Source organism: Micromonospora sp. WMMD723 (genome assembly GCF_049863385.1).
GTDB classification, from domain to species: domain Bacteria; phylum Actinomycetota; class Actinomycetes; order Mycobacteriales; family Micromonosporaceae; genus Micromonospora; species Micromonospora wenchangensis.
In genome coordinates, this window is the sequence record NZ_JBMKNR010000001.1 from 6,328,889 (window position 1) to 6,354,923 (window position 26,035).

Annotated in this window: 18 protein-coding genes; 4 read left to right on the plus strand and 14 right to left on the minus strand. The window is 71.2% G+C overall.

Annotated features, from left to right (window positions below; all coding sequences use genetic code 11):
* Window positions 1-66: 66 nt before the first annotated feature.
* Window positions 67-936 (minus strand): LLM class F420-dependent oxidoreductase, encoded by an 870-nt coding sequence (locus ACN261_RS27550; RefSeq protein WP_421482564.1) that lies wholly within the window; start codon window positions 934-936, stop codon window positions 67-69.
* Window positions 937-1,289: 353 nt separating this feature from the next.
* On the opposite strand from ACN261_RS27550, the gene ACN261_RS27555 reads away from it, so the two are divergent.
* A complete protein-coding gene (locus ACN261_RS27555; RefSeq protein WP_425852918.1) occupies window positions 1,290-2,987 on the plus strand; it encodes a tetratricopeptide repeat protein in 1,698 nt (565 codons plus the stop codon).
* 76 nt (window positions 2,988-3,063) lie between these two features.
* Here the strand turns inward: ACN261_RS27555 and ACN261_RS27560 are convergent, their stop codons facing one another.
* The 9 genes from ACN261_RS27560 to ACN261_RS27600 are packed head-to-tail and all read right to left on the minus strand — an operon-like array spanning window position 3,064 to window position 13,469.
* Window positions 3,064-5,460 carry an RICIN domain-containing protein gene (locus ACN261_RS27560; RefSeq protein ID WP_421482566.1) on the minus strand — a complete coding sequence of 799 codons (2,397 nt, stop codon included), beginning with the start codon at window positions 5,458-5,460 and terminating at the stop codon, window positions 3,064-3,066.
* A 53-nt stretch (window positions 5,461-5,513) separates the two neighbouring features.
* Window positions 5,514-6,497 carry an aldo/keto reductase gene (locus ACN261_RS27565; protein ID WP_421482567.1) on the minus strand — a complete coding sequence of 328 codons (984 nt, stop codon included), beginning with the start codon at window positions 6,495-6,497 and terminating at the stop codon, window positions 5,514-5,516.
* Complete coding sequence (locus ACN261_RS27570; protein ID WP_425852920.1) at window positions 6,494-7,357, minus strand: amidohydrolase family protein; 864 nt, start codon at window positions 7,355-7,357, stop codon at window positions 6,494-6,496. The genes ACN261_RS27565 and ACN261_RS27570 overlap by 4 nt, the downstream gene beginning before the upstream one ends.
* A complete protein-coding gene (locus tag ACN261_RS27575) occupies window positions 7,354-8,115 on the minus strand; it encodes an SDR family NAD(P)-dependent oxidoreductase (protein WP_421482569.1) in 762 nt (253 codons plus the stop codon). The genes ACN261_RS27570 and ACN261_RS27575 overlap by 4 nt, the downstream gene beginning before the upstream one ends.
* Entirely contained in the window at window positions 8,112-9,140 is a 1,029-nt protein-coding gene (locus ACN261_RS27580) for a zinc-dependent alcohol dehydrogenase (protein ID WP_425852923.1), read from the minus strand. Before ACN261_RS27580 ends, ACN261_RS27575 begins: the two co-directional genes overlap by 4 nt.
* 21 nt (window positions 9,141-9,161) lie before the next feature.
* Entirely contained in the window at window positions 9,162-10,403 is a 1,242-nt protein-coding gene (locus ACN261_RS27585; RefSeq protein WP_421482571.1) for a mandelate racemase/muconate lactonizing enzyme family protein, read from the minus strand.
* A gap of 1 nt (window position 10,404) precedes the next feature.
* A complete protein-coding gene (locus ACN261_RS27590) occupies window positions 10,405-11,232 on the minus strand; it encodes a carbohydrate ABC transporter permease (protein WP_204923126.1) in 828 nt (275 codons plus the stop codon).
* The gene (locus tag ACN261_RS27595) at window positions 11,232-12,197 is read right to left on the minus strand and encodes a carbohydrate ABC transporter permease (RefSeq protein WP_421482573.1); all 966 of its coding nucleotides are present in this window, start codon (window positions 12,195-12,197) and stop codon (window positions 11,232-11,234) included. The genes ACN261_RS27590 and ACN261_RS27595 overlap by 1 nt, the downstream gene beginning before the upstream one ends.
* A gap of 3 nt (window positions 12,198-12,200) precedes the next feature.
* Window positions 12,201-13,469, minus strand: coding sequence for an ABC transporter substrate-binding protein (locus ACN261_RS27600; RefSeq protein ID WP_421482574.1), 1,269 nt, complete (start codon window positions 13,467-13,469; stop codon window positions 12,201-12,203).
* A 151-nt stretch (window positions 13,470-13,620) separates the two neighbouring features.
* On the opposite strand from ACN261_RS27600, the gene ACN261_RS27605 reads away from it, so the two are divergent.
* The 3 genes from ACN261_RS27605 to ACN261_RS27615 all read left to right on the plus strand — a co-directional run bounded on the left by ACN261_RS27605 (window position 13,621) and on the right by ACN261_RS27615 (window position 19,285).
* The gene (locus ACN261_RS27605) at window positions 13,621-14,385 is read left to right on the plus strand and encodes a FadR/GntR family transcriptional regulator (protein WP_421482575.1); all 765 of its coding nucleotides are present in this window, start codon (window positions 13,621-13,623) and stop codon (window positions 14,383-14,385) included.
* Window positions 14,386-15,005: 620 nt separating this feature from the next.
* Entirely contained in the window at window positions 15,006-16,811 is a 1,806-nt protein-coding gene (locus ACN261_RS27610; RefSeq protein WP_425852926.1) for a family 43 glycosylhydrolase, read from the plus strand.
* A 137-nt stretch (window positions 16,812-16,948) separates the two neighbouring features.
* On the plus strand, window positions 16,949-19,285 hold the full coding sequence (locus tag ACN261_RS27615; protein WP_363791289.1) for a beta-L-arabinofuranosidase domain-containing protein: 2,337 nt from the start codon (window positions 16,949-16,951) through the stop codon (window positions 19,283-19,285).
* Window positions 19,286-19,502: 217 nt separating this feature from the next.
* Here the strand turns inward: ACN261_RS27615 and ACN261_RS27620 are convergent, their stop codons facing one another.
* The 4 genes from ACN261_RS27620 to chvE form a co-directional block, all read right to left on the minus strand.
* Window positions 19,503-21,608: a family 43 glycosylhydrolase gene (locus tag ACN261_RS27620; protein ID WP_421482576.1), complete on the minus strand. Its 2,106-nt coding sequence runs from the start codon at window positions 21,606-21,608 to the stop codon at window positions 19,503-19,505.
* Window positions 21,609-21,948: 340 nt separating this feature from the next.
* A complete protein-coding gene (mmsB, locus tag ACN261_RS27625; RefSeq protein WP_421482577.1) occupies window positions 21,949-23,199 on the minus strand; it encodes a multiple monosaccharide ABC transporter permease in 1,251 nt (416 codons plus the stop codon).
* A complete protein-coding gene (mmsA, locus tag ACN261_RS27630; RefSeq protein ID WP_421482578.1) occupies window positions 23,196-24,734 on the minus strand; it encodes a multiple monosaccharide ABC transporter ATP-binding protein in 1,539 nt (512 codons plus the stop codon). The genes mmsB and mmsA overlap by 4 nt, the downstream gene beginning before the upstream one ends.
* Window positions 24,735-24,820: 86 nt before the next feature.
* Window positions 24,821-25,963 carry a multiple monosaccharide ABC transporter substrate-binding protein gene (gene chvE, locus ACN261_RS27635; protein WP_363658662.1) on the minus strand — a complete coding sequence of 381 codons (1,143 nt, stop codon included), beginning with the start codon at window positions 25,961-25,963 and terminating at the stop codon, window positions 24,821-24,823.
* Window positions 25,964-26,035 lie beyond the last annotated feature (72 nt).

Here is a 26,035-nt window from a genome sequence, read left to right on the forward strand (position 1 = left end):
CGGACGACACCGGCGCATACCGGCCGGATCGCCGGCAGCGCGGCGGCGGGCCGGGTCGACCGACCTTCAGCCGATCGTGGTCAGCTTCGGCAGCACCTCGTCGGCGATCCGTCGGGTGAACTCCACCGGGTGCCGGTCCGGGGTGACCTGCACCTCGGTAACCCCGAGCGCTGCGTACCCGGCCACCTCGGCGAGGAACGCGTCCACGTCGGCCAGCGGCGGCCGGATCATGATGACCGTCTTGTCGATGGTGTCGTAGTCGCGGCCCTCGGCGGCGCAGTGCCCGCGCAGCACGTCCAGCTTGTGCGCCACCTCGGCCGGGCTGCTGCCGAACAGGTTGCAGGCGTCGGCGTAGCGGGCCACCAGCAGCAGGGTCTTCTTCTCGCCGCTGCCGCCGATCATGACCGGCGGGTGGGGACGTCGCAGCGGTTGCGGCGAGTTGAGCGTCTCGGCCAGCCGGTAGTGCCGGCCCTCGAACGGCCCGTTGTCGTCGCTCCACATCTGCCGGCAGATCAGCAGCGTCTCCTCCAGCCGCTCGAACCGCTCGGCCACCGGAACCACAGGCACCCCGAGGCCCCGCTGCTCACGCTCGTACCAGGACGCGCCGATACCCAACCGGGCCCGGCCGCCGGAGAGCACGTCCAGCGTGGTCACGATCTTGGCGAGCAGCCCCGGGTAGCGGTACATCACGCCGGTGACCAGCACACCGAGCGTCATCCGGGAGGTCCGCGCCGCGACGAAGCCCAGCGTCGTGTACGCCTCCAGCATCGGCTCCTCGGCCGGGGCCATCGCCTCCATCTGGAAGTAGTGGTCCATCACGGTGAACGACGCGACCCCGGCCTCCTCGGCGATCGTCGCGGTCTCGATCAGCGTCGGTGCGATCGCCGCCGGGTCGGTCGGGGTCGAGTAGTTCCAGTAGTGCAGTCCGAGTCTCATGCCTCGTCCACCTCCACACCGATCCTAGGGGCGGTGCCGGCCCACCGCCGGCTCGGCGGCGCTGCCGCACCCACCGGTTCCGGCTGACGCCGCTGGTGCACTCCCCGGTGACCGGCCGGGCCATCCCGGAAGGAGGTTCCCGAGCACTCTTCGCATTTTCCTTGATCGGGTTTAGGCTCTGCCCAGTCCGGAGTGGACGACCACGGAGGTGCCCATGAAGAAGATGACCGTCCGTCGTACGAGTGCACTGCGTCTGGTGTCCGGCGCCCGCCGGCTCTGGATCGAGTGGTGCTGGTAACTGCCGGCCGGGCGGGCGCCCCCGGGCGCCCGCCCTCGGCGGCACCGGCCCGACCGTGACCGACGAGCCGCCGGGGTACGACTGCCACCGTGACCTCGGGCCGTACGCCGGGGTCGCCGACCTGCTCCAGCGGATCGCCGCCGACCGCCCCCGACTGGCCGCCCGGCACCGCACCGAACTGCGGGCCATCGCGCCCCGGCTCGACCCGACGGCCCGCCCCGCCGCCGACGAGGCGCCGATCAGGTTCCACCCCGCCCGACGCACCGCCGCCCTGGCCTACGGCGCGACCGAATTCGTGGCGGCCTGGGCGGGCACCCTGCGCCGCCCGGTCACGCTCCGGTTCACGCACGTCGGCGCGGCCGACGAGACCACCCGCGAACTGCTGGACACGCTCGCCGGCCGACTCGGGGCGTACCCGGTGCGGCTGGACCTGTGCGACGACGGACCGGCCCGGCCAGCGGTCGACCCGAGCCCGGCGGCCCTGCGCACCGCCCTCGGCGAGAGCCTGGCCGCCGGCTTCTATCATCACGCGGCCCGCACCGCCCGGCGCGGACGCACCCTGGTCACCCCGCACGACGACCTGCCGCACTGGTGGTCGTTCACCACCGGCCTGGCCACCGCCCTGGCGGCGCTGGACCGGGCCACCGAGGCGCTCGACCTCTACCACGAGACCCGGACCGTCACCGACGATCCGAAGATCACCATGTCGGCCGCGTACGCCACCGCCATGTTGTACGCGCGCCACCTGCCCGCCGACGCGCAGGACCCGGCGCGGGCGCGGCACTGGCTGGCGCAGGCGCTCCGGCTCGCCCGCACGGTGCCCGACACGCGGCAGCGGGTGCTGTCGACCGTCTTCTACGAGCAGGGCATGGCCCTGCTGGACAGCCGGGCGGGCGAACCGGAACGGGCGCTGCGCCTGATCGACGACGGGCTGGCCCGGCTGACGGCGGTACTCGCACCGGGCGAACGCCCGCAGGACGTGGCCCGGCTGCGGCACAACCGGGCCCAGGTCCACCTGGCGCTGGGCGACCCGCAACGGGCCCTGGCCGAACTCGACACGGTGATCGGCCACGACCCCGACAACTGTGAGTACTACGTGGACCGGGCCGCCCTGCACCGGGCCGCCGGACGGCACCGGGCCGCGATCCGGGACTACGGCAGCGCGATCCGGCTCGGTCCGCACCTGCCGGAGGCGTACTACAACCGGGCGGTGCTGCACCAGGAACGGGGCCGCACCGGGCGGGCGCGCGACGACCTGGACCGGGTGCTCGCCATCGAGCCGGGGCACCTCGACGCCCGGATCGCCCTGGTCAACCTGCACCTCGGCCGGGGTGCGCTCGACGCCGCCGAGGCGGGGGCGCGGGCCGGGCTGGCGCGGGCCCCGCAGGAGCCGGCCCTGCTGTGCACGCTCGGGCTGATCCGCTCCGAGCGCGGTGACCCGACCGGGGCCGAGGAGTTGTTCAGCCGCGCGTTGGCCGGCGATCCGGAGCTGGTCGAGGCGTGGACGAACCGGGCCGCCGTCCGGTTCGACCGGGGTGCGGTGACCGACGCCGTGGCCGACCTGGACCGGGCGGTCGCGCTGTCGGCGGCGCCGGTGCCCCGCTACAACCGGGGCACCGCGCTGGTCCGACTCGGCCGCTGGGATGCCGCCGCCCGGGACTTCGCCGCCGCGCTCGCCGCGCCCGACCTGGACCGGTCACTGCGTCGCGAGCTGCGCACCGAACTCGCCCGCTGCCGCCGGCACACCTCCTGACCGGCCGCCCGCGCGGCGGTGGCCCGGGGCGACGACCGTCGGGGTGCGCAGCCCGCGCACCCCGACGGTCGGCCGGTCAGCTCCGCAGGCTCCACTGCTGGTTGGTACCGCCGTTGCAGGCCCAGAGGATCAGCTTGGTGCCGTTGGCCGTACCGGCACCGTTGGCGTCCAGGCACAGGCCGGACTGCACGCCGGTGATCGTGCCGTTGGCGTTGACGTTCCACTGCTGGTTGGCCTGCCCGTTGCAGTCCCAGATCACCACCTGGGTGCCGTTGCCGGTGCCCTGCCCGGAGGCGTCCAGGCACTTGGTGCCGTAGACCATGAGCTGCCGGGCGGTGGTCTGGGTGAACCGCTGGTTGGCCGCACCGGTGCAGTCCCAGAGCTGGGCCTGGGTGCCGTTGGTCGTGCTGGAGCCGCCGATCTCGGCGCACCGACCGGACTGCCCGCCGACGATCTGCACGCCCTGCGCCGGTGGGTTGCTCGTGCCCTGCACGCCCGCGTTGGCCATCACGGTCTGCGCGCCCGACGGCCAGTTGTTGTTGCTGACCACCGTGTTGTTGTTGACCACGTTGCCCCGGTCACCGTTGGTCACGTTGGTGCTGTTGTTGGTCGACCAGTTGGAGGTGACGGTGAAGTTGCCCATGTTCTCGGCGTACCAGTAGTTGGCGGTGGCCCAGGTGCCGGTGTTGGCGAAGACGTTGTTGCGGGCGGTGTAGTAGCGGGAGCCCTCGTCGAAGTAGAGCCCGAACCAGCCGTTGGTGCGCAGGCAGTGGTTCTCGGTGATGCTGCCGCCCGGGTTGGCCGACAGCGTGTAGATGCAGCCGCCGTCGGTCATCTGCTGCATCACGTCGTGCACGTAGTTGCCGACGACCTGGTTGTTGGCCGCCGTGGTGGCGGTCGAGTAGCGCGGCTGGTAGTTGTACAGCCCACGGTTGGCGTAGTGGTTGCTGCCACCCGCGTCGTTGGCGCCCCAGCCGTACCCGACCGACAGCCCGGTGTACGGCATGTTGTAGACCTCGTTGTGCGACACCGACGAGGTGTTGACGTACGTGGTCAGGATCGACACCACGCCCCGGTACTCCAGGCCGAGGTCGTGCACCCGGTTGTTGCTGATGGTGATGTTCCGGTTGGTCATCCGCTGGTCGCCCGGGTGGTGGGCGTCGGCGCGTACCCCGCCGACCACCACACCGCCGGCCGAGCTGCGGGCGATCTCGGAACGGGTGACGGTGATGTTGCTGGCCCCCAGGCCGACCCCGCTGGCATGCGCGTTGGCGTCGTTGCCGATGCCGATGGCGGTCTGCCCGAGGTTGACGAACTGGGAGTCGCTGAAGGTGATGGTGTTGGCGGCGGAGACCTGCACGGCGGCCGGCATCTGGTTCCAGTTCGGCCGGGTCGCCTCGAACAGCGGGCAGCCCTCCTGGCAGGAGGTCAGCGCGTCGGCGGGGCGGGCCCAGGTGCCGGTGATGTGCGCGCCGGTCTGCTGGTCGGCGAAGCCGTTGCTGCTGCTCGGGCCGAGCCAACTGGTGCCGGTGAAGGTGATCCCGCTGAACGCGATGTGGTGCGCCGGGGCGTCGTACGTGCCGCCCACGTTGACCAGGGACTGCAACTGCGGCAGCTCCACGCTGACGCTGTTCATGTTCTGCCCGGCCAGCGGGATGTAGTTGAGCTGCCCACTGCCCGGGTTCAGGTACCACTCCCCCGGGCTGTCCAGGAACTCGTACGCGTTGGCCAGGTAGAACGGGCCGGCGCGGTGCGGCTTGGACAGGGTGTCGAAGCCGAACGTGTTGTTGTTCCAGGCCGGCTGCTGCATCGTGAGGAAGTTGCCGCTGATGCTCTGCACCGGGGAGTACCGGTCGGTGAACGAGCCGACGCTCTCCACCTCGACCCGGTTCTGGTTGCCCAGGTTGTTGAGGTAGCTCAGCGCGCCGTTGCTGAACCGCATGCCGCTGGTGGTGAAGGTGAAGTCGGCCCGGTTCACGGCGGTGCGGGCCCGGGTGGCTACCGCCCCGTTGACGTAGAGCTGCCGGCTGTCGAGCCCGGCGGGCACGTTCGCCCGCCAGATGTTCTTCCCGGCGTCGACCTGCGACCAGCCGGTGACCGCACGGGCCCCGCTGATCTGCGGGCGGGCCGACGCGGCGGCCCGCCAGGTCACGGTGTAGCCGTTGGTGCCGGAGTCGGCGGCGGTGAACCGCAGCGGCGCGGCCAGCCGGTAGACGCCGTCGGCCAGCTCGACGACGATGTCGCCGGACATCCCGGCGGTGCGGGACCGGACGGCGTTCTGCGCCTCGGTCAGCGAGCAGGGCTGGCTGGTGGAGCAGGCGGTGCCGCTGCCGGCGGGGGACGCGTAGAGGGTGGTGGTGGCGGCGAGGGCGGGACCGGCCGGGGCGAGCACGGCGACCGTGGCGGCGAGCGCCGTGGCGGCCAGGCCGGCCAGCACCGGCCCGCGCCGGGCGGGTGATGTCGGGACGGACACGGGTGGGACTCCAATCGTGGTGGGGTGGTGGGGTGCCCGGCGTCGCGGTGGAATCATGCCGCGACCGGGGTGAGCAGCCCGGCGGCCCGCAGCGCCGGCCACAGCGCCGCCGGGACGTCGGCGTCCGCGCGGGTCAGCGTCTGCGTGACCTGCGCGCGGTTACGCAGGCCGACGACAGTCGAGACGACGGCGGGATGGGAACGGACGAAGGCGAGCGCCGCCTGCGGCAGGGTGACGCCGTACGCCTGGCAGACGTCGGCGATCCGGTGGGCCCGGTCGATCAGCTCCGGTGGGGCCTGCTGGTAGTTGTAGGTGGCGTCGGCCGGGGGCCGGTCCTGCGACAACAGTCCGGAGTTGTAGACCCCGGCGACCACCACGCCGACGCCCCGGCGCTCGGCGGCGGGCAGCAGGTCGGCCAGCGCCCCCTGTTCCAGCAGGGTGTACCGGCCGGCGCACATCACCACGTCGACGTCGGTCTCCTCGACGAACCGGGTGAGCAGGTGGGACTGGTTCATGCCGGCCCCGATGGCCCCCACCACGCCCTGGTCGCGCAGCTCCACCAGGGCGGGCACCGCCTCGGTGGCGGCCTGTTCCCAGTGGTCGTCGGGGTCGTGCAGGTAGACGACGTCCACCCGGTCCAGGCCGGTGCGGGCCAGGCTGGACTCCAGCGAGCGGAGCACGCCGTCGCGGCTGAAGTCCCAGACCCGCCGGTGGTCGGCGGGCACGTCGAACCCTTCCGGGTCGCGCCGGTGCGCGTCCTGCGGCGACGGTACGAGCAGCCGGCCGACCTTCGTCGACACCACGTACTCGTCGCGCGGCCGGGTACGCAGCGCCGCGCCGATGCGCCGTTCGGACAGCCCGAGCCCGTAGTGCGGCGCGGTGTCGAAGTAGCGCAGGCCACCCGCCCAGGCGGTGTCGACGGCGGCGGCGAACTCCTCATCGGTGGTGGCCCGGTAGAGGTTGCCGGCCTGTGCCGCGCCGAATCCCAGCGCGGTGAGGCGTACCGAGGGCCGCCGTGGCAGCGGACGGGTCCTCACGACGACTCCGGCCGGTAGACCCGACGGGCGGTGTGCCGCCAGATCGCCGCCCGCTCGTCGTCACCCAGCGGGTCCAGCAGCTCCGCGAGCGTGTCGACCCACCTGTCGTACGTGCTGGCGAGCAGGCAGACCGGCCAGTCGGAGCCGAACATCAGCCGGTCCGGACCGAACGCGTCGAGGGCGTGCTCGACGGCCGGGCGCAGGTCCTGCGGTGTCCAGGGTGGCCGGTGCACCTCGGTGACCAGGCCGGAGAGTTTCGCCGTGGTGTTGGCCGGGGCGGCCAGGGCGCGCAGGTGGCGGGCCCAGTCGTCGAGGTCCGTCCCGCCGAGGGCGGGCTTGCCGAGATGGTCCAGGACGAACCGCACCTCGGGCAGGTCGCGGGCCAGCCGGCCGGCCGCGCCCAGTTGGTGCTGCCGGACCAGCAGGTCGAAGGCGAGACCGGCGGCACCCACCGAGGTGATCCCCCGCCGCACGTCGGCCCGGTCCAGGAACCCCGGGTCGGGCTCGTCCTGCACGCTGTAGCGGACGCCGACCAGCAGGTGGCCACCGCGGGCCGCCCGCAGCCGGGCCAGCCGGTCGGCGACGTCCGGCGTCGTGACGTCCAGCCAGCCGACGACCCCCCGGACGAGCGGGTGGTCGGCGGCGACGCCCAGCAGGTCCACCGTCTCGGCCTCGGTGGAGTTGGCCTGCACCAGCACGGTCTCGGTGACCCCGGCGGCGCGGGTGACCCGGGCCAGGTCGTCCGGGGTGAAGTCGGCGTCGATGGCGGCCATGGTGGCCGGGTCGATCCAGGGCTGCGGGTGCCGGGCCCGCACCCAGAGGTGGTGGTGGGCGTCGACGGTGCCGGGTGGCGCGCTCACCGGCCCAGCCATCCGCCGTCGACGGGCAGGACGATGCCGTTGACGTAGTCCGACGCACGCGCGGCCAGGAACACCGTCGCGCCGGCCAGGTCGGTGGCGTCCCCCCACCGGCCAGCCGGGATGCGGGTCAGGATGGCCCGGTCGCGTTCCGGGTCCTCGCGTAGCGCCCGGGTGTTGTCGGTGGCGATGTAGCCGGGGGCGATGGCGTTGACGTTGACCCCGTGCGCCGCCCACTCGTTGGCCAGCGCCTTGGTCAGCCCGGCGAGGCCGGACTTCGCGGCGGCGTAGCCGGGGACGGTGATGCCGCCCTGGAAGCTGAGCAGCGACGCGGTGAAAATGATCTTCCCTCGTCCGCGGGCCACCATCTCCCGGCCGATCTCCCGGCTCAACACGAACTGGCTGCTCAGGTTCACCTCGATGACGTGGTCCCACATCTCGTCGGGGTGCTCGGCGGCCGGGGTGCGGGCGATCGTGCCGCCGTTGTTGACCAGGATGTCGACCGGGCCGAGGTCGTGCAGGTCGGCGACGAGCCGGCGGACCGCGGCCCGGTCGGCCAGGTCGGTACGCAGCGCGGTGAACGAGCGGCCCGCCGCGCGTACCCGCTGCTCCACCTCGCTGCCGGTGGCCTCCATGTTCGCCGAGACACCGACGACGTCGGCACCGGCGACGGCCAGCGCCTCGGCCATGGCCAGCCCGATGCCCCGGCGCGCGCCGGTCACCACGGCCGTGCGGCCGGAGAGGTCGAACAGGGCGTTCATCGGTCGGCCTCCTGCCAGTCGAGCAGCACCTTCAGCACGCCGCCGCCCTCCTCCAGGGCGGTGAACGCCGACGCCGCCGCCTCGACGGGCACCACCCGGGAGATGAGCTGCCCGACCGGCACCACAACGGAGGCGACCAGCCGGACCGCCTCCACCATGTCCTCGCGCTGGTAGAGCCGCGCGCCGAGCAGCTCCAACTCGCGCCAGAAGACCCGGTGCAGGTTCACCGGCCGGGGCTGCGGATGGATCGCCACCATGACCAGCCGGCCCCGGGTGGTCAGCACGTCGACGGCGGTGCCGACCCCGGCGGCGGACCCGGACACCTCGAAGGCCACGTCCGCTCCCGCGCCGTCGGTACGCTCGTCGACCAGCGCCACCACGTCGGTGCCGGCCGGGTCGACCGCGTCGATCCCGACCCCGGCGGCCACCGACCGGCGGAACGGGTCAGGTTCGACGAGCAGGACCCGCGCGCCCCGGTGCCGGGCGACGGTGGCGACGAGCACACCGATCGGCCCACCGCCGACGACCACCACCTGGTCGGCGTCGGTCACCCGGCCCCGCCGCACGTCGTGCACGGCCACCGCGACCGGTTCGACCAGGGCGGCCCGGTCCAGGGGCAGGTCGTCGGGCAGCGGCACCACCAGGTCGGCCGGGACGGTCCAGGAGGACTGCATCGCGCCGGGCGAGTCCACCCCGAGGAAGTCCATGGCGTGGCAGACGTGCGCGTTGCCCCGCCGGCAGGCGGCGCACCGGCCGCAGAACCGGGTCGGCATCACGGTGACCGGCTGGCCCACGGCGAAGCCGGTGACACCCTCACCCACCTCGGCCACCCGGCCGGACATCTCGTGCCCGATCACCGCCGGCGGGCCCACCCGGGCGTCCATTTCCCCGTGGTAGACGTGCAGGTCGGTGCCGCAGATCCCGGTGTAGGCCACCGCGATCCGCAGCTGGCCCGGCCCCGGTGGCTCCGGCGCGCGCCGCTGCACCTCCAGGTGCCGGGCGCTGCGGTAGACCACTGCCTTCATACGTGCTCCCTCGCGGTCGGGTCAGTGCGGGACGGCGGACGGCAGGCCGTCGTGGTGGTGGTACGTCGGGGCGTCGGGCAGCGGGGTGCCGTACCGGCCCGCCGGGGTGACGGCCGGATCGGCCACGGCCAGCAACCGACGCCCGGCCCGTTCCGGCCGTACGTTGGGACCGTCCGGCGTCGGTACGTCGGAGCGGCGCGGGTACCTGCCGATCTCCTCCTCGCAGACCGTGACGCCCAGCCCCGGGGAGTCGCCGAGGACGAACGCACCGTCCTCGACGTGCAGGTCGCGGGTGATCCCGACCGGCGGGTGGAGGTCCTGCAACTCGCTGACCATGTGGTTGGGCACCGACGTGGCGGCGTGCAGCAGGCCGACGGGGTGGTTGCCGATCGGGCTGACCGGCAGGTCGTAGGCGTGCGCCAGGGCGGACACCCGCAGGAAGTGGGTGATCCCCCACACCGCGGCCATCTGCACGACGTCGACCGCCGCCGCGGCGATCAGCGGCCGGTACTGCTCCAGGCCGGTGAGGTTCTCCCCGGTGGCGACGGACGCCCGGATGCCGCGTCCGACGACGGCCAGGCCCTCGGCGTCCCACCGGCGGACGGGTTCCTCGATCCAGACGAGGTCCAGGGTGCGTTCGAGTTCGCTCACGTGCCGTACGGCCTGCTTGCGGGTCCACGCCTCGTTCACGTCGAGCATCAGGCCGGGCCGCTGCCCCCGACCGGCCTCGGTCAGCACGTCGCGGACCACGTGCAGCCGGTGCCGGTCGCGCTCGATGTCGAGGCCGCCCTTGAGCTTGGCGGCCCGCAGCCCGTGCCGGGCGTAGACCGCGTACGCCGCGGCGAGCGCGTCGTCGTCGAGGCCGATGTCCAGGCCGGAGGCGTAGGCGGGCACCCGCCGGTCGCGTCCGCCGAGCAGCCGCCACAGGGGTTGCCCCGCCGCCTGGGCCTTGATGTCCCACAGCGCGGTGTCCAGCGCGCCGATGGTGCCGAACACCGAGCCGGCGTGGCCCGCCTTGAAGGTCTGCCGCAGCATCCGGTCGTAGAGGGTGGTCACCGCGCGGGGGTCCTCCCCGTCGATCGCGGCGAAGATCCGTTCGAGGTCGGTGTGCGGTCCTAGGCCGACGCCGGTGATGCCCTCGTCGGTGTCGACCAGGACGATCGGCACGGCGGTCACCCCGTCGGCGAACACGCCGTTGGCGTCGCCGACGGGCCGCCCCCACTCCTGCACGGTGGTCAGGGTCCGGTATCCGGTGATCCGCATGTCAGCCCTTCGTGGCGCCGGCGGCGACACCGTCGGCGATCTGACGCTGGAGGAAGAGGTAGATCACCAGGACGGGCACCGCGGCGATCAGCACCCCGGAGGCGAAGGTGGGGATGTCGTCGGAGTACTGGCCGCGCAGCGAGGTGACCCCGACCATCAGCGTGCGGTGCTCGGCCGAGGGCATCAGCAGGAGCGCGATCAGCACGTCGTTCCAGCAGAACAGGGCGTCGAGGATGCCGACCGACAGCAGCGCCGGGGTGCCCAGCGGCAGCATGATCCGCCGGTAGACCCCGTAGACGCTGTTGCCGTCGATCCGGGCCGCGTCGATGATCTCGGTCGGGATGGTCTTGTAGTAGCTGGTCATCAGGAAGATCGTGAACGGCAGGAACTGCGCCACGTAGGCCAGCACGAGCCCCGGGTAGGTGTCGACCAGGCCGGCGTCCGCCATGACCCGGGCCAGCGGCACCATGATCACCTGGAACGGCACGAACAGCGCCGCGAGGCAGCACAGGAAGAGCACCGACGAGCCCCGGAACCGTAGCTGGCTCAACGCGAAACCGGCCATCGAGCCGAAGAGCAGCAGCAGGAGCACCGAGGCCGTCACCACGCCCACCGAGTTGGCCAGGTAGCGGGCCATCCCCACGCTGTTCCACGCCGCGCCGATGTTCTCGAAGCGTAGGGCGTCGGCCAGGGAGAACCGGTCGAGGACGTACTCGCGGCGGGTCTTCATGGCCACGTTGAGGGTGAACGCCAGGGGGTAGACGGTCGCCAGGGCCAGCACGGCCATCGGGAGCGCGAGCAGCCACCGCCCCCACCGCAGGTGGGACATCACGCCTCCCTCACCGCCCGCCGGAGCAGGCTGATCTGCCCCAGCCCCACCACGAGCATGATGAGGAAGAGCACCGTCGAGGCGGCCGAGGCGAGCGCCGGCCGGTTGAGCTGCCCCTGCTGGATCCAGATGTAGTACTCCGGCAGGTAGGTGGAGCCCTCCGGGCCGCCGCTGGTCATCACGTAGAGCAGACCGAACATGGAGGTCAGCATCCCGATCATCGTGGTGACGACGACGAACTGGATGGTGCGGGAGAGGCTGGGCACGATCACGTGCCGGATGGTCTGCGGCAACGACGCGCCGTCCACCCGGGCGGCGTCCAGCAGGGAGGCGTCCAGGGTGGCGAAGCCGGCGAGGAACACCACCAGCGCCATCCCGAAGGTCGCCCAGACGTGCACCCCGACCACCACGAACATCGCCACGTCCGGGTCGCCCAGCCAGTCCACCGGCCCGACGCCCACCCCGCCGAGCAGGGCGTTGAGCGGGCCGTCGAAGGCGAGCAGGAGGTTGAAGATGGCCCCGACGATGACCGGGGACAGCACGGCCGGGAAGAAGTAGACGCTGCGGTACAGCCGGTGCCCGGGGACCCGCAGGTAGATGAAGGTGGCCAGCAGGCCGGGGATCGCCACCGCCACCGGCAGCAGCAGCACGAGCAGCCCGACGTTGCGCAGCGCGCCCAGGAACAGCGGGTCCCGCGCCAGCTCCAGGTAGTTGGCCAGCCCGACCGCCGACCCGTCGCGCTCGCCGTCGCCGGTGAACGAGAAGTTCACCCCCAGCAGCAGCGGCCAGAACCGCAGCAGCAGCAGGATCAGCAGGGCCGGGGCCAGCAGCACGTACGGGGCGAGGCGCTCGGAGCGCCGGCCGCCGCGACCGCGAGGCGGGGTGACCCGCGCCCCCGACGCGGCCCGTCGCGGCGGGCCGGCGGGGGCCGGGCGGACCGCCGGCGTCACCTCGTCGACCGGCACGGCTCAGCCGGCCTGGTCGGAGGCGGCCAGCTGCTTCACCGCCTCGTCGACGGTGACCGAGCCGCTCAGCAGTTGCTGGGAGAGCCGGCCCATCAGGTCCAGGGTCTTCGAGGACAGCGCCACGTGCAGGGCGGGCTTGCCGGCCTTGAGGTCGGCGACGATGGTGGTCACCGCCGGGCCGCCCTGGGAGACGTCGATGGTGGTGTCGGCGGCGATCGCCCCGGCGTCGGCGTAGAACGACTTCAGCGCGTCGGTCGAGGTGAGCGAGCGCACCAGGTCGGCGGCGACCCTGGGGTCCTTCGTCCATCTGGCGACCCCGTAGCCGATGCCGCCGTCGTAGGGCAGGCTCGGGGTGGCGCCGGGTTCGACGACCGGGGCGCGCATCACGCCGAGCTTCTCGGCGGTGAGGAACTCGCTGAAGTCCTTCCAGTGCCCGACGTCGGACATCAGCCCGATGACGTGGGCGGCCTTGGCGGACTGGAAGATGGCGAACGAGTCGTTGAACATCGCCGTCGAGTTCGCCCCGTCGCTGTTGAGCTTGGCGTCCTGGGTCTCCTTCCAGAGCGCGAAGATCCGCTTGACGTGCGGCGAGTTCCAGTTCCGTCGGCCGGCGATCCAGTCGTCGTACTCCTGCGGGGTGAGCACGCCGGAGCCGAGGGCGGAGAGGAAGAACTGGATGCCGAAGCCCTCCTTGTTGCCCAGGGCGAAGCACTTCGCGCCGGTGCGGGTGGTGATGGTGGCGCAGTCGGCGACGAACGTCGACCAGGTGGTGGCGGGCTTGGCCGGGTCGAGGCCGGCCTTCTCGTAGAGGGTCCGGTTGTAGTAGATCGGGTGGCCCTGCAACGTGACCGGGCCGGCGTAGGTCTTGCCGTCCTTGCTGAACGCCTCCCAGCCGGTGAGCCGCTGGCGGTCCCCGGCCAGGTACTCGTCGAGGGGCAGCAGCGCGTCGGTCCGGTCCCGGATCTGGCCGCCGCCGTTGAACAGGATCACGTCCGGGCCCTTGCCGGCCTGGATCGCCGTGCCGAGCAGCGTGTAGTACTGCTCGAAGGGCTGGGCGACGAACTCGACGGTGACGCCCGGGTGCTTACGGGCGAAGTCGGCCTTCGCCTTCTCCAGGTACGCCGCGGCGGAGGCCTCGCCGGACTTCCAGTCCCAGACGACCAGCTTCCCGTCCGCCCCGCCGGAGGGGGAACGCGTCCCGCCGGCGCTCCCGCAGCCGGCCAGCGCCAGCGTCGCGACGAGGACGGCCGACCACACTGCTCGCTGCTTCATCGCTGCTCACCTTCGAACTCGGTCGATAGCGCTGATCGAGACGCATGAATTGACGAGAAAGTAACTCGTATGACGTATGACGTCAACAGGGGGACGTAGAATTCGCGGCAGTCAGGTCGTGGCGCGGTCCGCGGGAGTCACTGGAGGGGACATGACGGCACGAGAGGTCACCCTGAACGCGTCGGCGCCGCCGAGCTGGGCACGACGACCGGCCAACCTCGCCACGGCGGTCACCGCGGAACTGGTGGAACGCATCGTACGCGGAGTTCACCCGCCCGGCGCCCCACTGCCCCCCGAGCCGGCACTGTGCGAGGCGTTCTCGGTCAGCCGCACGGTCGTCCGGGAGGCGGTCAAGATCCTCCAGGAGAAGGGCCTGGTGCAGGTCCGCCAGGGCAGCGGCACCATCGTCACCCCACCGTCGATGTGGGACATGCTCGACGAACTCGTGCTCGCCGCGACCATCGCCGAGGACGACAGCCTGACCATCCTCGACGACCTGGTGGCCACCCGACGGGTGCTGGAGTCCGACATGGCCAACGTCGCCGCCCGGCTGGCCGACCAGGACACCCTCGACCGGCTGCGCGCCCTGGTCGACCGGATGGACGAGTTGGTCGACGACCAGGTCGCCTACCACGAGCACGACCGGGCGTTCCACGACGTGATCATGCAGGCGTCCGGCAACCGGATCGCCCGGGGCGTGGTGCGGTCGCTGGAGAGCCAGGTGGTCAACACCGCCCGCTACATGGGCCGGTCCGAGCGGGCGCTGTGCGTGGCGTCCAACCGGGGGCACCGGCGGATCTACGAGCGCATCGCGGCCCACGACCCGGACGGCGCGGCCGAGGCCATGGTCACCCACATCACCGAGGCGTGGCTGGTCCGGCGCGGCGGACCGGACACCGGGCGGTTGGTGCGCTGACCCGCCGGGGCGGACGGACCACCCACCGACCCGGATCGGCCGCCCACCGGCCCGCACCGCCGACGTGCCCGGTGCAGATCTCGCCGGTGCAGTTCCCGCCGCTGCCGGCATCACCACTGTCGGCATCGCCGCTGCCGGCGGGACCGTGCGGCAACGGCCGGAAATGGCGCTCCGCAACCAACGGACATCAATGGCTTGCGAGTGTTAACGATAACAAGATACCGTCGGCCGCGGGAGCGAAGGGCACGCTTCCGCGCTGTGCCCACCGGCACCGGTCGGTGCAGCGAGTGCGGACACGGGCAACGTCGGTGGCACACCTCCGGGCACCTCCGTGGATGCTGCACGCCGCCGGGTCGGGTCGAGGGTTCGACGCGCCCGGAAGCCCTCCGGCGCACATCGTCCACCGCCACCGTGGGGTCCTGACACGACCGCGCCGACCGCAGAGCCGTCCCCGGCAGGGAGCGCGATCGGGCCGTGACGCCACACCCGGCGTACCCGCACGGCGGGCAGCTCGAACACGTCCAGGCGCACCGGCGGACGGCCGGGGTGTCGACGGAGTCCGGGGAGGCCACCGACGCGTCGACGCCCTCAACACGCATCGCCCACACTGGGAGGTACTGGTGAAACCCGCACTGCCACCGTTGACCCGACTGCGGCGCACCCTCGCCTGGCTGGCGGCCCTGCTCCTGGTCTCGACCCTGCTCCCGGCCGGCACCGCCAAGGCCGACAACCCCATCGTCCAGCACATCTACACCGCCGACCCGGCCCCGCTGGTGCACAACGGCCGGGTGTACCTCTACACCGGCCACGACGAGGACGGCTCGACCTGGTTCACCATGAAGGAGTGGCGGGTCTGGTCCTCCGCCGACATGGTCAACTGGACCGACCACGGCTCGCCGCTCAACGTCAGCACCTTCAGCTGGGCGAAGGCGGACGCCTGGGCGGGCCAGGTCATCGCCCGCAACGGCAAGTTCTACTGGTACGTGCCGGTGACCGCGAAGTCGACCAACTCGATGGCCATCGGGGTGGCGGTGAGCGACAGTCCCACCGGCCCGTTCCGGGACGCCATCGGCCGCCCGCTGGCGGCCAACGGTGAGATCGACCCGACCGTCTTCATCGACGACGACGGGCAGGCGTACCTCTACTGGGGCAACCCCAACCTGTGGTACGTCAAGCTGAACCCCGACATGATCTCGTACTCCGGCAGCGTCACCAAGATCCCGCTGACCACCGCCGGCTTCGGCACCCGTAACGGCAACGCCACCCGCCCCACCCTCTACGAGGAGGGCCCCTGGGTCTTCAAGCGCAACGGGACCTACTACAACGTCTTCGCCGCCGAGTGCTGCAGCGAGTTCATCGGCTACTCCACGGCGCCCGGCCCCACCGGGCCGTGGACCTACCGGGGCACGGTCATGCCCCGGCAGGGCGGCAGCTTCACCAACCACGCCGGAATCGTCGACTTCAACGGCGGGTCGTACTTCTTCTACCACAACGGCGCGCTGCCCGGCGGTGGCGGCTACACCCGGTCGGTCGCGGTGGAGAAGTTCACCTACGGCACCAACGGCACCATCCCGACGATCAACATGAGCAGCACCGGCGCACCGCAGATCGGCACGCTCAACCCGTACGTGCGGCAGGAGGCCGAGACGATCGCCTGGGGCTCCGGCATCGAGACCGAGGCGTCCAGCGAGGGCGGAATGAACGTCGGCTTCATCGAGAACGGCGACTACATCAAGGTCAAGGGGGTCGGCTTCGGTACCGGTGCGACGTCCTTCAACGCCCGGGTGGCCTCGGCCGGCAGCGGCGGCACCATCGAGGTCCGGCTGGACAGCACCACCGGTACCCGGGTGGCGAGCTGCTCCGTGCCTGTCACCGGCGGCTGGCAGAACTGGCAGACCGTCTCCTGCCCGGTGTCCGGCGCGACCGGCACCCACGACATGTACCTGCGGTTCACCGGCGGCAGCGGCACCCTGTTCAACGTCAACTGGTGGCAGTTCAACGGCAGCGGCACCACCCCGACGCCCACCCCGACCGCGACGCCCACCACGACGCCCACCACGACCCCCACCCCCACCCCGACGACCCCGGCCCCGACGACGCCGGCTCCGACGACCCCCTCCGGGCGGTCCTGCGCGGCCACCAACACCGTGGTCAACACCTGGCAGGGCGGCTTCGAGGGCAAGCTGACCATCACCAACGGATCCACCCCGATCACCGGCTGGCGGGTGTCGTTCACCCTGCCCAGCGGGCAGACGGTGGCCCAGGCGTGGAACGGCACCCTGACCCAGCAGGGCAACCAGGTGACCGTGACCAACGCCGCCTACAACGGGCAGCTCGGGGCGGGTGGCTCCACCACCGTCGGCTACATCAGCTCGACCACCGGCAGCAACCAGCCACCGACCGACCTGACCTGCACCCCCGCGTGACCGCGTCACGCGGCTGACGGTCGCGCCGGCCCGCTCCGCCCCACCGGGGCGGGCCGGCACCCCACCACCCGACACCACCGTCCGTACGACCCACCCGGACGAGCGCTCGCCCGTGATCCGGTCCGCTGGAGGTTCCCATGTCCTTCCCGTCCCTCAACCGACGTCAACTTCTCCAGGCCGCCGGCGCCACCGCGCTCGCCTCCGCCGCAGGCGGCACCCTGCTCGGGTCCGCGCCGGCCGGCGCGGCGCTGGTGGTCCCCCCGGCCCGGGCCGACCTGGGCGTGTCGGCGTACCCGTTCGAGCTGGGTCAGGTCCGGCTGACCGCCGGCCGGCTGCTGGACAACCAGAACCGGACGCTGAGCTACCTGCGGTTCGTCGACGTCGACCGGATGCTCTACAACTTCCGGGCCAACCACCGGCTGGGCACCAACGGGGCCGCGACCAACGGGGGCTGGGACGCGCCGTCCTTCCCGTTCCGCACCCACATGCAGGGGCACTTCCTCACCGCGTGGGCGCAGGCGTACGCGGTGCTCGGCGACACCACCTGCCGGGACAAGGCCAACTACATGGTGGCCGAGCTGGCCAAGTGCCAGGCCAACAACGGCGCGGCCGGGTTCACCGCGGGCTACCTGTCCGGCTTCCCCGAGTCGGACTTCTCGGCGCTGGAGGCCCGGACCCTGTCCAACGGCAACGTGCCCTACTACTGCATCCACAAGACCCTCATGGGGCTGCTCGACGTGTGGCGCTACATCGGCAACACGCAGGCCCGCTCGGTGCTGCTGGCGCTGGCCGGCTGGGTCGACACCCGCACGTCGCGACTGAGCTACAACCAGATGCAGGCGATGCTGGAGACCGAGTTCGGCGGCATGAACGAGGCGCTGACCGACATCTACCAGCACACCGGCGACGGGCGCTGGCTGACCGTCGCCCAGCGGTTCGACCACGCGGGCGTGTTCAACCCGCTCGCCAGCAACTCCGACCAGCTCAACGGCAAGCACGCCAACACCCAGGTGCCCAAGTGGATCGGCGCGGCACGCGAGTTCAAGGCGACCGGCACCACCCGGTACCGGGACATCGCCAGCAACGCGTGGAACATGACCGTCAACGCGCACACCTACGTCATCGGCGGTAACAGCCAGGCCGAGCACTTCCGGCCGCCGAACGCGATCGCCGGGTACCTGACCAACGACACCTGCGAGCACTGCAACACCCACAACATGCTCAAGCTGACCCGGGAGCTGTGGCTGCTCGACCCGAACCGGGTGGCGTACTTCGACTTCTACGAGCGTGCCCTGCTCAACCACGTCGTCGGCGCGCAGAACCCGGCCGACGGCCACGGCCACGTCACCTACTTCACCCCGCTCAAGCCGGGTGGCCGCCGGGGGGTCGGCCCGGCCTGGGGCGGCGGCACCTGGAGCACCGACTACAACTCGTTCTGGTGCTGTCAGGGCACCGGTATCGAGGCGAACACCAAGCTGATGGACTCGATCTACTTCTACAACGACACCACGCTGACGGTGAACCTGTTCGTGCCGTCGGTGCTGACCTGGTCGCAGCGCGGGATCACGGTCACCCAGAGCACCAGCTACCCGGCGAGCGACACCAGCACGCTCACCCTCTCCGGGTCGATGAGCGGCTCGTGGAGCATCCGGGTGCGGATCCCGGCCTGGGCCACCGGCGCGACGGTCGCCGTCAACGGCGAGACGCAGAACGTCGCCACCAACCCCGGCAGTTACGCCACGGTCACCCGTACCTGGGCGGCCGGCGACACCGTCACCGTACGGCTGCCGATGAAGGTCGTGGTGGCACCGAGCAACGACAACGCCAACGTCGTGGCCCTCACGTACGGCCCGGCGGTGCTGGCGGGCAACTACGGTAACACCGGCCTGAGCGCCCTGCCGTCGTTGAACACTTCGTCGGTGACCCGGACGAGCACCAGCACCCTGGCGTTCACCGCGACCGCGAACGGGTCCACGGTCAACCTCGGACCGTTCTACGACGCCCACGGCTTCAACTACACCGTCTACTGGAGCGCCAGCGGCGGCAGCACCGGCGGCAGCACCCGGATCGTCAACGTGGGCAGCGGCCTGGTGCTCGGCATCCAGAACATGTCCACCGCCGACGGCGGGCTGGCCCTGCAGTGGGGCGACACCGGCACCGCCGACCACAACTGGGTGGTGGTGACCGACGGCGACGCGGTCCGGTTCCGCAACGTGCACAGCGGCAAGGTCCTCGGCGTGGAGAACATGTCCACCGCCGACAACGCCCGTGTGCTGCAGTGGGCGGACAACGGCACCGCGGACCACCGGTGGACGCTGCTGAGCCAGGGCGACGGCACCTACAAGATCCGCAACGTCAACAGCGGGAAGCTGCTCGGCATCCTCAACGGCTCGACCGCCCAGGGCGCGCAGGCCGTGCAGGACTCCGACAACGGCAGCGCGGACAACCGCTGGCGGTTCGTCGCCAACCAGTAGGGACCACCGCCGGTTCCGCACCGCTGGCGAGACGGTGCGGAACCGGCGGTGCAACGGACGGGGCCGCCCCTGTGCGGGGGGCGGCCCCGTCGTGTGCGTGCCGGCCGGCGGCCCCGGACACCCTCCGACGTGGCGGGCCGCCCGCACCGACCGGCCCGCGCAGCGGTGCCGACGGTACGGGCGGCCCGGTTGCTCCGCTACCGTGATCCGGGTCGGGTCAGGGGGTGGTGAGCTGGAACTGACGGATCGTGCTGGTGCCGCCGAGGGCCTGGGTGGCGTGGTTGAACAGGGCGAACCGGTAGCCCATGAAGAACTGCCAGGTGCTGTCGAGGGTCAGCGCGTTGCCCAACGCGGTGAAGGTGACCCCGTCGGTGCTGTAGGAGAACCGGGCCTGCCGGCCGGAACCGGGGCGGATGTCGGCGGTGGCCCGTAGCCAGATGCGTCCCCCACTGACCGGAGCGGAGGCGATCTCCGTACCGGTGTTGGTGGTCCGCCAACTGCCGTCCATGGTGAGGTTGTTGGTCATCGACACCCGGGTGGCGCCGTTGTCCCGGCGGACGCCGATCCAGGCCGACGAGTTGCGCAGCACCGCCAGCCCGGTCCGGTCGCCGTCGCGCAGGGCCGAGTAGTCGAGTTCGACGGTGGCGGTGGAGGTCGGCCCCTGGATGCGGTGGGTGACCGTGTTCCGGGCGCTGTAGAGGTCGTTGGTCACCGTGGCGGTCTGCAACCGCAGGCCGTCGTTGACTGACCACTTGCTGTTGTCCGGGTTGTGGTTCCACTCCCACTGCGGGCCGAGGGTGCTGCCGGAGAACGTGTCGGTGCCGGTCAGCGGCTTGACCGGTCGGGTCGGCAGCGGGTTCGGGTAGGACGTGCCCCAGCCGCCGTTGACCGTCTGGATCTGCGGCCAGCCGTCGGCGGTCCAGGTGATCGGGGCCAGGGCGGGCACCCGCCCACCGGGGTACGCGTCCACGAAGGACATGTAGTACCACTGGCCGGCCGGGGTCTGCACCAGACCGCCCTGGTGCGGCACGCCGCCGCCGGAGATCGGGCCGGGCATGTTGAGCAGCACCTGCCGCATCTCGTACGGGCCGAACGGGCTCGACGACTTCAGCACGTACTGGCCGTTGGCCGGCCGGGTGAGCCAGATGTAGTAGCTGCCGTTGCGCTTGTAGAACCGGGCCCCCTCCAGGGTGCCCACGCTCGACGGGGTGGAGAAGACCTGCTGGCTGCGGACCTCGCTCTTGCCGTCGGCGGACAGCTGCGCCACGCTGATCTGGGTGTTGCCGTAGGCGACGTACATGGTGTCGTTGTCGTCGACCAGCATGCCGGCGTCGTAGTAGCACTTGTTGATGGTGGCGTGCTGGTTCCAGGCCCCGTCGACGGCGGCTGCCGTGTAGATGTAGGTCTTGGCGAAGTCGATGCAGCCGGCCCAGTAGTAGGTGCGGTTGCTCGGGCGGTAGTTCAGCGTCGACGCCCAGATCCCGTTGACGTACGCCCGCGCGCCGTTCAGGTCGTACTTCGTGCCGAAGTCCAGCCGGGGCACCGAGTGCCCGGCGAACTCCCAGTTGACCAGGTCGTACGAGCGCAGGATGGGAGCGCCCGGCGAGTAGTGCATGGTCGAGGCGGACAGGTAGAACGCGTCGCCGACCCGGATGATGTCGACGTCGGCGAAGTCCTGCCACACCACCGGGTTGGTGTACGAGCCGCTCGCCGGCGGCGTGGTGGGCGGCGGCGTGGTCGGGGTGGTGCCGCCGTCGACCCGGACGAGCTGCCACTGCTGGTTGGTGCCGCCCCAGTCGGCGTACTGGACGATGTTGCCGCCGTCGGCGGTGGAGGCGTTCTGCACCTCGACCGCCTTGCCGCTGTTGCGGTTGAGCAGCCGGACGTAGCCGTCGGCCGAGTCGGCGAGCCGGAACTGCTGGTTGGTGCCGTTGCCGTCGGTCCACTGCACGATCGACGCGCCGTCGGCGGTGGAGAAGTTGTAGACGTCGAGGACCTTGCCCGAGTTCCGGGACTTCAGCCGGTAGTAGCCGCCGCCGGAGTCGACGAACTGCCACTGCTGGTTGGTGCCGTCACCGCGGGTCCACTGGGTGATCCGCGCGCCGTCGTTGGTGGCCCGGTTGTACACGTCCAGCGCCTTGCCGCTGTTGCGGTTGACCAGCACGTACCAGGCGGTGGTGTCCACCGTCGCCGCCTGGGCACCGGTCGACTGGACCACGACGAGACCACCGCCGACCAGCACCGTCATCAGCGCGGCGACGACCCGCGACCACCAGCCGCGCCGTCGCCGGACCGCGATCGGCACCTCACCCATGGCTACCATGACCCTCCTTCACGAACGGTGGGACGACGGTCGCGCCGGGAACGCGGGCCACCGTCGTCGCATTGTTCGAAGCCTGCCGATGTCAACGTTCACTCGGCGGCGCGTCCGCGATGGCGCACGACGCGGTACAGCGACGGGTCGGGGATGCCGACCAGCCGCTGCGGGAACGGCTTCAGCTATTCATAGACTGTGAGCGATAACATGATGCTCGTCAAGCTGAAACGACCCGGACACGATCGACGGGCGCAGATGCCGACGCCCCGGGCCGGGTCGGAATCGTCCGACCCGGCCCGGGGCGTCCGGGGCGGGGGTGCGACGCGGGCGGGTGCCGCGTCGCCGGTCAGCGGGAGGCGCCGGCGCGCCGCTTGTTGTAGACGTCGAAGGCCACGGCGACCAGCAGCACCAGCCCCTTGACCACCGACTGGATGGACTGGTCGACGCCCATGAGCTGCATGCCGTTGCTCATCACCGCCATGATCAGACCACCGACCATCGCGCCGACCACGGTGCCGACCCCGCCGGTGACCGCCGCCCCGCCGATGAACGCGGCGGCGATCGCGTCGAGTTCGAACATGTTGCCCGCAGCGGGCTGGGCGCCGTTGGAGCGCGAGGAGTAGATCACCCCGGCCACGGCCGCCAGGAAGCCCATGTTGACGAACATCCAGAAGTTGACCGTCCGCACCTTCACGCCGGACAGCATCGCCGCCGACAGGTTGCCGCCGATCGCGTAGACCTGCCGGCCGAAGACCGTACGCCGGGTGAGCAGGCCGTAGACCAGCACCAGCGCGGCCAGGATGATCAGGACGATCGGCAGGCCCCGGGCGTGCGCCAACTGCCAGGCGAAGTACATGATGACCGCGCCCACCAGCACCACCCGGGCCACGAACAGCGGGAACGACTCCACCGGCTGCTGGTAGCGCACCCGGGCCACCCGGGTGCGGAAACCGCTCACCGCGTACCCGGCCACCGCGACCGCGCCGATCAGCAGGGTGAACGCGTCGAAGCCCTCCCCACCGAGCAGGCCGTTGAGGAACCCGGCCGCGACCTGCTGGTAGTCGGCGGGGAACGGGGACAGCGAGATGTTGTCCAGCACCCGCAGGGTCAGACCCCGGAACAACAGCATGCCGGCGAGCGTCACGATGAAGGCCGGGATGCCGGCGTACGCCACCCAGAAGCCGTGCCACGCGCCGACCGCGACCCCCACCGCCAGCGCGGCCAGGATGCCGACCCACCAGGGGAAGCCCTCCCGGATGACCAGCACGGCGGAGACCGCCCCGGTGAGCGCGACCACCGAACCCACCGACAGGTCGATGTGCCCGCCGATGATGATGATCACCATGCCGATCGCCAGCACCAGGATGTAGGAGTACTGGAGCACGATGTTGGTGATGTTGCCGGGGCTCAGCGACACCCCGTCGGTGAGCACGGCGAAGAGCCCCACGATGACGACCAGCGCGACGTAGATGCCGCTCTGCCGCAGGTTGTTCATGATCAGCGCGCGCAGGTCGCTGGTGCCGGCGTGCAGGGCGACGCCCGGGCTCTTCCCGGTGGGCGGCGGGGACGGCGGCGATGAGGTCTTGACGCTGGTCATCCCACGCGCTCCTTGTCCTTCGTCATCAGATCCATGAGGTTCTCCTGGGTCGCCTCGGCCACCGGCACCTGGCCGGTGATCCGGCCGGCGGCGAGGGTGTAGATGCGGTCGCACATGCCGAGCAGCTCCGGCAGCTCCGAGGAGATCAGGATCACCGCCTTGCCCGCGGCGACGAGCCGGTTGACGATCGTGTAGATCTCGAACTTCGCCCCGACGTCGATGCCCCGGGTCGGCTCGTCGAGGATCAGCACGTCCGGGTTGGTGAACAGCCACTTCGACAGGACGACCTTCTGCTGGTTGCCGCCGGAGAGCTTGCCCACCACGGCCATCACGCTTGTCGTCTTGATGTTCATGTCGCGTCGGCTCTGCTCGGCGACCTTGATCTCCTCGTTGCCGTTGACCCAGCCGAGGCGGGCCAGCCGGCCCAGCGCGGCGGCCGAGACGTTGCGCCGCACGTCGTCGATGAGGTTGAGACCGAAGCGCTTGCGGTCCTCGGTGACGTAGGCGATGCCGTGCTCGATGGCCTCGGCGACACTGTGCGCCCGGACCTCCCGGCCCCGCACGAACAGCCGGCCCCGCACGTCCCGGCCGTACGACCGGCCGAAGACGCTCATCGCCAGCTCGGTGCGCCCGGCGCCCATCAGCCCGGCGATGCCGACCACCTCACCGGCGCGGACGTCCAGGCTGACGTCGTCGACGACGAGCCGGTCCTGGGTGGGGTGGCGCACGCTCCAGTTCTCGATCCGCAGCACCTCCTCCCCCGGCGACGAGACCCGGTCGGGATAGAAGCTGTCGAGGTCCCGACCGACCATGCCCCGGATGATCCGCTCCTGGGTGACCTCGCCGGAGGCCAGGGAGAGCGTCTCCACGGTGCGCCCGTCCCGGATGACCGTGGTCGCGTCGGCGATCGCGGTGACCTCGTTGAGCTTGTGCGAGATCAGGATGCAGGTGATGCCCCGGTCGCGCAGCCGGCGCAGCAGGTCGAGCAGGTGGGCCGAGTCGATGTCGTTGAGCGCGGCGGTCGGCTCGTCCAGGATGAGCAGCCGGACCTTCTTGGACAGCGCCTTGGCGATCTCGACGAGCTGCTGCTTGCCGACGCCGAGCTGGATGACGGGGGTGACCGGGTTCTCGTGCAGACCCACCGAGGCCAGCAGGTCGGCGGCCTCGGCGTTGGCCCGGTTCCAGTCGATGAGGCCGCCCCGGCCGCGCCGCTCGTTGCCCAGGAAGATGTTCTCGGCGATCGACAGGTGCGGCACCAGGGCGAGTTCCTGGTGGATGATGACGACGCCCTGGGACTCGCTGTCGCGGATGCCCCGGAAGTGCACCGGCCTGCCGTCCAGCACGATCTCGCCGTCGTACGACCCGGTCGGGTGCACTCCGGAGAGCACCTTCATCAGGGTGGACTTGCCGGCGCCGTTCTCGCCGCAGATGGCGTGGATCTCCCCCCGGCGCACCGCGAGGGAGACGTCGGCCAGCGCGGTCACCCCGGGGAAGGTCTTCGTGATGCGTCGCATCTCGAGGATGGTGTCGTCCATGGTCAGCGTCCTGATCGTCGAAGCCTGAGGCGGGCTTGCGATGCGTCGGGCGCGGCGGCCGGTGACCGCCGCGCCCGACGACCGGCTTACTTCTTGGCCTGACCGGCGGCGACCTCGTCGGCCGACCAGTAACCGGAGTCGACGAGCACCTTGGTGATGTCGTCCTTGTAGACGGTCTCGATCGGCAGCAGGTACGACGGGACGACCTTGACCTTGTTGTTGTAGGTCTTGGTGTCGTTGGCCTGCGGCTCCTTGTCCTGCAGGAACGCCTCGGCCGCGATCACGGCCTGCTCGGCGAGCAGTCGGGTGTCCTTGAAGACGGTCGAGCTCTGCACCCCGTCGTTGATCAGCTTGACCGAGGCGATCTCGGCGTCCTGACCGGTCACCACGGGCAGCTTCTTGGCGCCCTTGCCGTAGCCGGCGTTCTGCAGGGCGGTGATGATGCCCCGGGAGATGCCGTCGTACGGCGACAGCACCCCGTTGACCACGGTGCCGTCGTTGTAGCCGGAGGTGAGCAGGTCCTCCATCCGCTTCTGCGCGGTCTCCTGCTGCCAGCGCAGGATCGCCGCCTGCTCGATGCGGGTCTGGCCGGACTTGACCTTCAGCGTGCCGTTGTCCATGAACGGCTTGAGGGTGTCCATCGCCCCGCCCCAGAAGTACTGGGTGTTGTTGTCGTCCAGCGAGCCGGCGAACAGCTCGACGTTGAACGGGCCGGTCGCGGTGCCCTTGCCGCCGTCCTTGGTCTGCAGGCCGAGGCCGACCAGCAGGGCGGTCGCCTGGGCGACGCCGACCTTGTAGTTGTCGAAGCTGACGTAGAAGTCGACGTTCTTGTTGCCCAGCAGCAGCCGGTCGTAGGAGATGACCGGGATCTTCGCGGCGGCCGCGGCGTCCAACTGGCCGCTGAGCGCGGTGCCGTCGATGGCCGCGATGATCAGGACGTCCGCGCCCTGGGTGATCATCTGGTCGACCTGCTGGGACTGGGTGGGGATGTCGTCGCCCGCGTACTGGAGGTCGACCTTGTAGCCCTTGGCCTCCAGCTTCTCCTTGACCGCCTTGCCGTCGGCGATCCACCGCTCCGAGGTCTGGGTCGGCATGGAGACGCCGATGGTCAGGTCGGCGGGCTTCTTGTCGCTGGTGTCACCGCCGCTGCCGGCGCCCCCGCCGCTGCACGCGGCCAGGCTGAGCGCCAGTGCCGCGCCGCCGAGCGCGACCAGGAATTTCCTGCGCACAGGTTTCTCCTCTCCAGAACTCCCGCCGACTGCGGGGACCACCTGTCACCTTTCGGGGTAGTGTTAGCGCTC